Source organism: Lancefieldella parvula (assembly GCF_963530955.1).
In the GTDB taxonomy this organism is placed as follows: Bacteria; Actinomycetota; Coriobacteriia; order Coriobacteriales; family Atopobiaceae; genus Lancefieldella; species Lancefieldella parvula_A.
In genome coordinates this window covers 1-2,631 of the sequence record NZ_CAUSFQ010000128.1, presented here as the reverse complement: position 1 = coordinate 2,631, position 2,631 = coordinate 1, and the positions used below count along the sequence as shown (strand labels likewise).

Sequence of the window (2,631 nt, the reverse complement as noted above, 5' to 3'; positions counted from 1 at the left end):
CAACGATGTTGTCAACTACAGGAGGTTCTTCAAAGGTCTGGTCAAGAGCCTTGCTAAGAGTTTCTTCAGACAGGGTTCCGTCAGAAGATTCTGCTGAAAGTCGCATATGTTTGGGCTGATATGCCACTAGTGCACCTCGCGAACAATATCTGCAAACGTAGCCGATACAAATGAAGCTAGATCTTCTGGAGAAAGCGTTAAACTGAGTCCGCGTTTTCCACCAGAGATATGAATGAGCTCAAAAAGCTGAGCAGTCTCGTCAATTATAGTGGGAAACTGTCTCTTCATACCAACGGGAGTGCAGCCGCCACGAACATAACCCGTTAAGCCCTCAAGCTCTTTAACGTGCAGCATGGAAAGGTTCTTTTGACCGGATGCCGCTGCAGCCTTTTTAAGATCAAGCTCCTGGTCTACAGGAATGCAGCACACTACATGCTCTCCGCTTGAAGATACGCAGACAAGTGTTTTGAACGCAGCGTCTGGATCTTCTCCAAGCATCTCTGCAATATGAGTTCCCAACTCACCAGAAGGAACGTCTTCATCCACCTCGTAAGATTGGAACTCGTAAGCAATGCCGGCAGCATCAAGCTCCCTCATGGCGTTTGTCTTTTGAACCTTTGCCGTTTTTCTCGCCATGTTATGCGCGCTTCTTCTGAGCTTTTTTCTCTGCAGCTAGACGTGCGTTATCGCGGTCAAGAATTTCTTTAAGGAACTTGCCGGTATGACTTTCTGGAGTTGCCGCAACCTTTTCTGGCGTACCGGAAACAACTACCGTTCCTCCGCCGTCGCCACCCTCTGGACCCATATCAATAATACGGTCAGCCATCTTAATGACATCCAGGTTGTGCTCAATAACAAGAACGGTGTTACCCGCATCAACAAGACGCTCAAGAACGACAATAAGTTGTCTGACATCCTCAAAATGAAGACCAGTTGTTGGCTCATCCAAAATATAAAGAGTTTTACCAGTCTGCTGACGGTGAAGTTCTTTTGCCAGCTTAACGCGCTGCGCCTCGCCACCAGAGAGCGTAGTTGCTGGCTGGCCAAGGTGAATGTAACCAAGGCCTACATCGTGGAGAGTCTGCAGCTTGTTTTTAATGCGAGGAATGTTTGCAAAAAACGCTAGTGCCTCATGAACCGTCATGTCAAGCACGTCAGAGACGGACTTGCCGTGGTAGAGAATCTCGAGCGTCTCACGGTTGTAGCGCTTACCGTGGCAGACCTCGCAAGGAACGTAGACGTCAGGCAGGAAGTTCATCTCAATCTTGATCTGGCCGTCGCCCTTACAAGCCTCGCAGCGGCCTCCCTGGACGTTAAACGAGAAACGACCGGCCGAGTAGCCGCGTGCGCGGGATTCTGGAACTGAAGCATACAGTGCACGCAAGTCATCCCAAAGGCCAATATAGGTTGCTGGATTAGAACGAGGTGTTCTACCAATAGGACTCTGATCAATATCAATGACCTTATCGATAAGATCGACGCCTTCAAGCTTTTTATACTCTCCCACCACACGCTTTGAATGCTGAACTGCATTAGTAAGCGCGGGCGCAAGGGTGTCGGTAACCAAAGAGGACTTGCCAGAGCCAGAAACACCTGTAACCACCGTTAATGTGCCCAGCTCAATTGAGGCGGAAACGTTCTTAAGATTGTTAGCGCTAGCTCCCGTAATCTTAATCTTTCCGCGACCAGGCTTACGACGAGCCTCTGGCAGCCTAATCTGCTTCTTTCCCGTGAGATACGCACCTGTGATGGAATCAGGGTTTTCATCAATCTCTTCTGGAGTGCCAGCTGCGACAACGTGACCACCAGGCTCACCGGCGCCAGGACCCATATCAATAACGTAATCAGCTGCGCGAATGGTATCTTCATCGTGCTCGACAACAAGCACGGTATTACCGCGGTCCCTAAGCTGCTTAAGCGTCTCAATGAGGCGGTTATTATCTCTTTGATGCAGACCAATGGAAGGCTCGTCCAAAATGTAAAGGACGCCCATAAGACCAGCGCCAATCTGAGTTGCCAAGCGAATACGCTGGGCCTCTCCACCAGAAAGCGATGCTGCTGCACGAGAAAGCGTGAGGTAATCCAAGCCAACGTTTACCAAGAACTGTAGCCTTGCCACAATCTCTTTAACAATAGGACCTGCAATAACCTTCTGACGATCAGTAATAGTCAGCTGCTTAAAGAACTGGAGCGACTCTTTACAGGAAAGTTCACAGACCTCCCAGATGTTCTTCTCGCCAACCGTAACGGAGAGAATCTCTGGCTTTAAGCGAGCTCCGTGACAGGTTGTACAAGGCATCTCGCGAATGTACTTCTCAAGATGCGTCTTCATATTCTCTGACGTGGTCTCTTGATACTTGTCAAAAAGAATCTTTCTGACACCAGAGAACGTGGTAAACCAGTGTGTATTGCGGCCGTCTCGCGTTTTGTAGTCAACGCGAATCTTAGTTGAACCAAGGCCACCGAGAAGGGCGTCTTGTACCTTCTTTGGTAGCTTGTTCCAAGGCGTTGTATCAGACACGTCAAAATGCTTGCAGACTGCAGACAAAATCTGAGGATAGTAATTGGAGTGGCCAAAGAGACTTCCAAAAACGCCTTCGGAAACAGACAGCTTTGGATCTGCAATGAGTG

The 2,631-nt window shown here is 49.0% G+C and carries 2 protein-coding genes; both read right to left on the bottom strand.

The features are described from left to right. Nucleotides 1-126: 126 nt before the first annotated feature. Nucleotides 127-636: a Cys-tRNA(Pro) deacylase gene (ybaK, locus tag RWJ43_RS06615; protein ID WP_314009138.1), complete on the bottom strand. Its 510-nt coding sequence runs from the start codon at nt 634-636 to the stop codon at nt 127-129. 1 nt (nt 637) lies between these two features. Next, on the bottom strand, nt 638-2,631 hold a 1,994-nt coding region (uvrA, locus tag RWJ43_RS06610), incomplete at its 5' end, for an excinuclease ABC subunit UvrA (protein ID WP_314009136.1).